Genomic DNA, 7,956 nt, shown 5'->3' on the forward strand with positions numbered 1-7,956 from the left:
TGCGTGGGCTCGCGGTGGGGCTGCGGCGGGCCGTCGACGTCCGGGCCGAGCTGGTGACCTGCGGGTATGACGGTGACGCCACGCTGGTCTGCGCGCTGAGCTGGGAATCCCGATCACGCAGGGTCAGCGCGGTGGCCACCCCGCCGAGGCCGGCCAGCGCCAGCAGCGCCACCACCACGGTGGCGAGCCGGCCGCGCCGGCGAGGCCGTGACGGGCCGGGCGGCACCGGCCCGTACGCCGGGCCCGGGCTGTGACCGGGGCTGTGACCGGGGCCGTAATCAGGGCCATGGCCCGGTGCGTTGTGTGGTGGGTGGTGATGGCCGGCCGGTGTCTGGTCCCACTGCGGCTGGTGGGCCGGTGTGTGCCCGAACCCCGGTGGCGCCGTCTGCTGGTAGGGCGCCTGGGGATAGGACTGCTGCTGGAACGGCTGCTGGTAGGCGTCGGCCGGCGGCCCGGCGGCGGGCGGCGGCCCGGCGGGCGCCGAGGTGGGCGGGGGTGTCAGTAACCACCAGCGGGCCAGGGCGGTCTCGGTCGCCCGGACGGATTCGCCGGCGTCGGCGACGTCGTGCCCGACGAGCCGGGCGACGAGGTGCGCGGCGGTCGGGCGCCGTGCCGAGTCCTTGTCGAGCGCCGTGGCCAGCACCGGGGCGAGGTGGGCGGGGACGCCGGTGAGGTCGGGCTCGGCGGTCATGATCTGTACTGCGACCGCCTCGGGCCGTTCGCCGGCGAACGGCTGGCGGCCGGTGGCGGCAAAGGCCATGCAGGCGCCCCAGGCGAAGATGTCGGCGGCGGGGCCGGCGCGCTCACCCCGCAGCTGCTCGGGGGCCATCCAGACGATGGTGCCGATCAGGGTGCCGGTGCGGGTGTGGCTGGTCGAGTCGGCCGCCCGCGCGATCCCGAAGTCGATGACCTTCGGGCCCTCCCAGGTGACCAGGATGTTGGACGGCTTGAGGTCGCGGTGGATCACGCCGGCGGCGTGGATGGCGACCAGGGCGTCGGCGAGCCCGACCGCCAGCCCGTCGAGCAGGTGCCCGGTGAAGGGCCCGCGCCCGGCCACCGCGTCGGTCAGGCTGCGGCCCTCGACGTATTCGGCCGCCATCCAGGGGCGCGGGCCGTCGAGGTCGGCGTCGAGGACGGCGGCCACACTGCCGCCGCGTACCCGCCGGGCGGCGGCGACCTCAGTGCGGAAGCGGCTGCGGAACTCCGGGTCGTCGGCGAGGCCGGGGGAGGGCACCTTGACCGCCGCCGGCCGGCCGTCCGCGCCGAACCCGAGGTAGACGGTGCCCATGCCACCGGCGCCGATCCGGCCCTGTAGCCGGTATGGCCCGATCTGTCGCGGGTCGTCGCTGGACAGTGGCTGGAGCACGCTTCTCCCTTCGGACGCCGTCCACCCGCGGCACCGGCGGCTGGCGCACCTGATTCTCCCTGATACCCGTCACCCGCTGCCGGCGCCAGGTGGCTTATGTCGATCATTCGGCGTTATCGACGTAGGGCAAAAAAATTTCTCTGGATCTCGGAAATTTGATCTAGTATATTAATGATCTCAAGGTATCAACGGAAAGATTTCTTTTCCCTTGGGGAGCTCCGCACGGAAAGGGGAAGCAGGATGTCGACCACCTCCACATCCGGCGCCACATCCGGCGCCACCGCCACACCGACGCCGACGGCCGCGCCCGTCCGGGGGTGGGCCGCCACCGCGGCCCCTCCCGCGCGCACCCGCCCGGCCGCGCGCGGCACGCTCGTCGACGCGCCCGCCGGCACGGCCACGCCCGCTATTTTTGGTCCCGCGGTCACGGCGGTCACGGCGGTCACGGCGGTCACGGCGGACGCGACGGTCACGGCGGTCACGGCGGTTACGGCGGTTACGGCGGACGCGGTGGGCGCGGTGGGCGCGGCGGGCACGACGGGCGCGGTGGTAGCGCCGCGCGACGTTCTCGACGTGCTCGGCCGCCACGTCATCGCGGACGGCTTCGGTATCGTCCTCGATCTTGAGCGCAGCCGCGGGAGCTGGCTCGTGGACGCCCGGGACGGCCGGCGCTACCTGGACCTCTACAGCTTCTTCGCGTCCGCGCCGCTGGGGATCAACCCGCCGGAGCTGACCGGCGACCCCGCCTTCCTCGCCGAGCTCACCGCCGCGGCGGTGAACAAGCCGGCCAACTCCGACATCGCCACCGCCGCCTACGCCGGGTTCGTCGAGACGTTCACCCGCGTCCTCGGTGACCCGGAGCTGCCGCACCTCTTCTTCGTCGAAGGCGGGGCGCTCGCCGTCGAGAACGCGCTGAAGTGCGCCTTCGACTGGAAGAGCCGGCACAACGCCCAGGCCGGCCGGCCCGCCTCGCTGGGCCGGCGGGTGCTGCACCTGCGGCATGCCTTCCACGGCCGCAGCGGATACACCCTGTCGGTGACCAACACCGACCCGGTCAAGACCGACCGGTTCCCCGTCTTCGACTGGCCCCGCATCGACCCGCCGGCGGTCAGGTTCCCGCTGGACGCGCGCGGCCTGGCCGGCCTCGCCGAGGCCGAGGCGGCCGCGCTGGCCCAGGCCGAGGCCGCGTTCGCCCGCCATCCTCATGACATCGCCTGCTTCCTGGCCGAGCCGATCCAGTGCGAGGGCGGCGACAACCACCTGCGGGCCGAGTTCCTCTCGGCGATGGAACGCCTCTGCCGCGCCCACGACGCGTTGTTCGTCCTCGACGAGGTGCAGACCGGGGTGGGGATGACCGGTTCGGCCTGGGCCTACCAGCAGCTGGGCCTGCGTCCGGACGTCGTCGCGTTCGGCAAGAAGGTGCAGCTCGGCGGGGTGATGGCCGGCCGGCGGGTGGATGAGGTGGCCGACAACGTCTTCCGGGTGCCGGGGCGGATCAACTCGACCTGGGGCGGCGGCCTGGTCGACATGGTCCGGTCGCGGCGCATGCTCGAGGTGATGGCGGCCGACGGGCTGTTCGCCCGCGCCGGCGATCTCGGCCGCGACCTGCTCGCCGCCCTCGGCGGGCTCGCCGGGAAGTATCCGTCGCTGGTGTCGAACCCGCGTGGGCGCGGGCTGCTGTGCGCGATCGACCTCCCCTCGGCGCGGTGCCGGGACGACGTGGTCCGCCGGCTGCGGGCCGAGGAGAGCGTGCTGGTGCTGCCCGCGGGTGTCCGCGCGCTGCGGTTCCGGCCGGCGCTGACCGTCTCCGCGGCCGAGCTGGAGCTCGGCGTGGCCGCCCTGGGCCGGGTCCTCGCCCGCGTCCCGACTCTATGATCGGATCCCGACCGGATGACCGGATAACCGGATGACCGGATTCGGGGCTGGGTGGCCCGGGCCGCTCCGGATGATCGACTGCATGGTCCGTCAGATGATCGACTGGATGGTGAGGTCGTCGACATGAAGATCCATCAGGCGCCGCCCCGCCCGGCCGTCCCGCCGCGCCGGGTGGAGCTACTGATCGGTGACGGAGCCGGGCCCACCGGCCGGCGGCCGGCGGCGGCCCGGGCCGTGACCCGTTCGACGAATCCGGCTCACCTCGACGAGGTGGTCGCCGAGGTGAGCCTCGCCGGCCCCGCCGACCTGCTGGACGCCTGCGCCGCCGCGCGGGCGGCGGCACCGGGCTGGGCGGACGTGCCCGCGCCGGTCCGCGGCAGCGTCATCGCGAACCTTGGGCACCTCGTCGAGGCCAACGCCGAGGCGCTGGCCCGGCTGGTGACGCGCGAGGTCGGCAAGCCGCTGGCCGAGGCCCGCGGCGAGGTGCAGGAGGTCGTCGACACCTGCCGTTTCTTCCTCGGGGAGGGCCGGCGCCTCTACGGCGAGACCGTGCCGTCGGAGATGCCGGACAAACAGCTGTTCACCTTCCGGGAACCGGTCGGCGTCATGGTGGTGATCACCGCCGGGAACTTCCCGGTGGCGGTGCCGTCCTGGTACATCGTGCCGGCGCTGCTGTGCGGCAACACCGTCGTGTGGAAGCCGGCGGTCTACGCGGCCGCGTGCGCGCAGGCGTTCACCGAGCTGATCCTGCGTGCCGGGGTGCCCCACGGCGCGGTCGGGCTCGTGCCGGCCGAGGGCGTGGAGACGTTCACCGGCCTGGAGCGCGCCCTGGACGCCGGGCTCGTCGACAAGGTCGGCTTCACCGGGTCGACCGAGGTCGGGCGGATGATCGGCGAACTGTGCGGCCGGCACCTGCAGACCCCCTGCCTGGAGCTGGGCGGGAAGAACCCGATGGTCGTCGCGCCCGACGCCGACCTCGACGCGGCGGCCGCCGGCGCGGTGTTCTCCGGGTTCGCCACCGCCGGGCAGCGGTGCACCTCGCTGGGGACGGCGATCGTGCACGAGTCCGTGCACGGGGAGTTCCTGCGCCGGCTGGTGGCCGCGGTCGAGGACGCGCGCATCGGCGACCCGGTCACCGACGTCCTGTACGGGCCCCTGCTCGACCTGCGGTTCGCCGCCGGTTTCGAGCACACCCTCGGCCTGATCCGTGACCATCACCGGGTCGCGGGCTCCTCGGCGGTCGGGCGGGTGGACGCGGCCCGGCCGCGCCGCGGCTTCGTGGGCGATCCCGGTGACGGGCTGTACTACCACCCGGTGATCCTCGACGGTGTCCGGCCCGACGACGAGGTGTTCCGGGAGGAGACGTTCGGCCCGGTCATCGGGGTGACGACCTACCGGGACCTCGACGAGGCGGTGCGGCTCGCGAACGCTCCCGGCTACGGCCTGTCCTCGTCGATCTACACGAACGACCCGCGGACGGTCTTCCGGTTCCGCCGGGGGATCGGTGCCGGCATGGTCAGCGTGAACAACTCGACGTCCGGCGCCGAGGCGCACCTGCCCTTCGGGGGCAACGGCCGCTCCGGCAACGGCTCCCGCCAGTCCGGCCGCTGGGTGCTCGACCAGGTCACCCGTTGGCAGGCGGTCAACTGGGACTATTCCGGCCACCTGCAGAAGGCCCAGCTGGACACCGCCGTCCCCGCCGCCGACCTCACCTTCCGTCTGCCGCCCGGTTAAGCCGTCGGTCGGCCTGCCCTCCGTCCGCGCAGCCTCCCGCCAGCCGGCCGGCCGACGGCGTGGGCGGCCGGCGGCGTGGGCGGCGAGGCGCTGGTTCGTGCGGTCAGCGTGCCCAGCGGGGGAGCAGCACGGTGAGGTCGAGGTCGACCGGGAACGGTTCGGTGACGGTGAGCCGCTGCCCGCTGCCGGTCGCCACGTAGGCGCCGGCGGGGCCGGGCCGGTAGGTCGTCACACGGGGTGGTACCGGCTCGATCCGCCAGTAGTGCGGGATGCCGAACTGGGCGTAGAGCGCGGGTTTGGTGGTGCGGTCCTCGACATGGTTGCCGGGTGACTCGATCTCGATCGCGACAACGACCTCGGCGGGGGAGAACCAGTGCCGGGCGGGCTCGTCGCTGCGTATCACCATCAGGTCGGGGACGCGGGTGAGCTGCCGGCCGAACCGGATGTCCACGGCCATCGCCAGCGCGAACGGCTCCGGCGTGATGTCCTCGAGCGCGGCGAAGAGCCGGGCGCCCAGCGCCTGGTGCAGGTTGGAGGGGGAAGGCGACACGCTGAGAGCTCCGTCGGTCAGTTCGTACCGATGGTTGCTGACCGGCAGCTCGTCGAGGTCGTCGGTGGTCCAGCCACCCGGAGGAATCGCGATCAGCGGCTCGCTCATCGGTGCGTCCTCCCATCCGTTCCGGTGATTCGACTCTACCCGTGGCGGGTTCGGTCATCTATGGCGAGTTCACAGTGTGTGAAGAACGTGTATCGCTCACGCGGCACCCCCGTGCATGATTATTCTCACTCAAGGCCCATGTATCATCCTGGATACTGGTTCGATGTCTTTTGTAACCCACTGTCGGCGGGATGTCGACATGTCTGTTGTGTCACTATGTCTGTCGCGTCACCATGGTCGGCCGGTTCCACATGTTGGTCACGGCCCGGGAGGGGAGCACTGTCAATGGCCGAGCACGATGAAGTGGTTCAGCCGGAGTCGCCGTGGCCGAGCCAGCGGGCGCCCGAAGATGACGTCAATGACGGCCCGGACGCCGCGGCCGAGCCGTGGCTGATCCCCCGTTCGGTCGCGAACCCCACTCGCCTGCGGCTCGGAGTACCGCGGCAGTCGGACGCGGTCAGCGTCTCCAGCGGCGCCTGAGCCCGCGGTGACTCCTGACGCCTGACGGCGCGGGAGGTGCGTGTCCGGCGGATCGTCTGGTTCCGGCGGGTTGCTCTGGTCCTGTCGTCTGATCTGGCCCGGGCCTGTCCGCCGCGGGACGACCGGCCCGTCATCACGCAGGACCAGATAGTTCTACGCAGGTCGTACCAGACAGGGTCGTACCAGGCAGCCAGGTACGAAGGCAGGCAGTCGTACGACACGTCAGGCTGTACGACATGGCGCGGGCCGTGGCACCGACCTGTTCGGTGCCACGGCCCGCGCCGTTGTCCGGGCAGTAGATGTCGTTATTCGGTGGATGTCGGGCCCTGCGGCCCGGCGGGCCGGCGTCCTGCCCGGCGGGGCTGGTCGGCGCCGCGATGGGGCGAGTTGCCGCGGGTGGCGGGCGCACCCCACTGCTGCCTGTCCGCGCCCCGGCGTGGGCCGGAGCCTGACGAGCGCGCCTGTGCCGGCACCCGGATCCCGGACGGCTGCCGGGCAGCGGCCGAGTGCGGTGGCGTGCTGCGCGGCTGCGGGGGGATCCGGGGGGCGGGCGGCCCGGCGAGGCGCGCCACCACCTCGTCGTCGGCGTCCGCCGGTTCGGGCTGGGCGTCGCTGCCGGCGGCGCGCAGGAGCGCGCGCACCAGCCCGCGCTCCTCGGGGAGCGAGACAAGCACGTCGGCGCCATGAGCCCCCGCCCGCGCGGTACGGCCGCCACGGTGCTGGTAGGTCTTGGGGTCGCTTGGCAGCCCCGCGTGCACGACGATGTCGACCCCGTCGACGTGGATGCCGCGGGCGGCCACGTCCGTGGCGACGAGAACACGGTGCGTGCCTTCGGAGAACCCGGCGAGCGCGCGGCTGCGGGCGTTCTGCGCCATGCCGCCGTGCAGCGGCTGGGCCGGCACCCCGGAGCGGGTGAGCTGTTCGGCGAGCCGGTCGGCGCCGCGCTGGGTGCGGGCGAACACCAGAGTCCGCCCGGAGCCGCCGGCCAGGGCGGTCACCAGCCGGGTGTGGGCGGCGGGGTCGGCGGCCTCAAGCGCGTGCCGGGACAGGGTGGAGACCTGCGCGGTCTCCGAGTCGATGGCGACGAGCACCGGCTCGGGCAGGTACTGGCGGACGAGCACCTCCACCTCACGGTCGAGGGTCGCGGAGAACAGCAGCCGCTGGCCGCCGGCGGGGGTGGCGTCCAGCAGCGCCCGCACAGCCGGCAGGAAGCCGAGGTCGCACATGTAGTCGGCCTCGTCCAACACGGTGATCGCGATCTCTTCGAGGGAGCAGGCGCCGCGTTCGATCAGGTCGGTGAGGCGGCCGGGGGTGGCGATGACGATATGCACGCCGCGCCGCAGCGAACTGATCTGCCGGGAGATCGACGTCCCGCCGTACACCGCGCGCAGGCGCAGGCCCAGCGGCCGGGACAGCGGGTCGAGGGCGTCGTGGACCTGCTGGGCGAGCTCCCTGGTGGGGACGAGGATCAGCCCGCGGGGGCGGCCCGGGGCGACCGCGCGGTTCTTCGCCAGCTCGGCGAGCATCGGCAGGCCGAACCCGAGGGTCTTGCCGGAGCCGGTGCTCGCCCGGCCGAGCATGTTCTCCCCGGCGAGGACGTCAGGCAGGGTCGCGGCCTGCACCGGGAACGGGGCGGTGATCCCCTGCCGGGCGAGAGCGGAGACAAGGGCGGCGGGCAGGCCCGCGTCCGCGAAGGAACTGGCCGGTGGCCGCGGCTCGCGGGTCGGCAGCGGTGGCCGCGCGGGTGCGGCGAACCGGTTCGGTCCGTTCTGCTTGCCACCTGAGCGGGGGCCGCCGCGGCCGCGATGGGCGGCGCCTCGAGCGGGCCGGGGGCGGCCCCCGC

6 protein-coding genes are annotated in these 7,956 nt (G+C 73.4%); 3 read left to right on the forward strand and 3 right to left on the reverse strand.

Annotated features, from left to right (window positions below):
* Positions 1–1,366 (reverse strand): serine/threonine-protein kinase (locus AC5LUJ_RS21925; protein WP_493465644.1); only part of this gene is annotated, 1,366 nt, incomplete at its 3' end.
* A gap of 240 nt (positions 1,367–1,606) precedes the next feature.
* Between AC5LUJ_RS21925 and lat the strand changes: the two genes are divergently transcribed.
* Both lat and AC5LUJ_RS21935 read left to right on the forward strand, forming a co-directional pair.
* A complete protein-coding gene (lat, locus tag AC5LUJ_RS21930; RefSeq protein ID WP_493465645.1) occupies positions 1,607–3,241 on the forward strand; it encodes an L-lysine 6-transaminase in 1,635 nt (544 codons plus the stop codon).
* A gap of 123 nt (positions 3,242–3,364) precedes the next feature.
* Entirely contained in the window at positions 3,365–4,975 is a 1,611-nt protein-coding gene (locus AC5LUJ_RS21935; protein ID WP_250280787.1) for an aldehyde dehydrogenase family protein, read from the forward strand.
* A gap of 103 nt (positions 4,976–5,078) precedes the next feature.
* Here AC5LUJ_RS21935 and AC5LUJ_RS21940 read toward each other — a convergent pair whose 3' ends face one another.
* The gene (locus AC5LUJ_RS21940; protein ID WP_250280786.1) at positions 5,079–5,633 is read right to left on the reverse strand and encodes a Uma2 family endonuclease; all 555 of its coding nucleotides are present in this window, start codon (positions 5,631–5,633) and stop codon (positions 5,079–5,081) included.
* A 285-nt stretch (positions 5,634–5,918) separates the two neighbouring features.
* Between AC5LUJ_RS21940 and AC5LUJ_RS21945 the strand changes: the two genes are divergently transcribed.
* On the forward strand, positions 5,919–6,113 hold the full coding sequence (locus tag AC5LUJ_RS21945) for a hypothetical protein (RefSeq protein WP_250291745.1): 195 nt from the start codon (positions 5,919–5,921) through the stop codon (positions 6,111–6,113).
* Between the two features lie 305 nt (positions 6,114–6,418).
* Here AC5LUJ_RS21945 and AC5LUJ_RS21950 read toward each other — a convergent pair.
* Positions 6,419–7,956 (reverse strand): DEAD/DEAH box helicase (locus tag AC5LUJ_RS21950; RefSeq protein ID WP_493465646.1); only part of this gene is annotated, 1,538 nt, incomplete at its 5' end.

This window comes from Protofrankia sp. CiP1_Cm_nod3, from assembly GCF_982290655.1.

Coding starts and splice junctions, on each gene's coding strand:
- lat (WP_493465645.1), top strand. CDS start 1,607: ATGTCGACCACCTCCACATCCGGCGCCACATCCGGCGCCACCGCCACA.
- AC5LUJ_RS21935 (WP_250280787.1), top strand. CDS start 3,365: ATGAAGATCCATCAGGCGCCGCCCCGCCCGGCCGTCCCGCCGCGCCGG.
- AC5LUJ_RS21940 (WP_250280786.1), bottom strand. CDS start 5,633: ATGAGCGAGCCGCTGATCGCGATTCCTCCGGGTGGCTGGACCACCGAC.
- AC5LUJ_RS21945 (WP_250291745.1), top strand. CDS start 5,919: ATGGCCGAGCACGATGAAGTGGTTCAGCCGGAGTCGCCGTGGCCGAGC.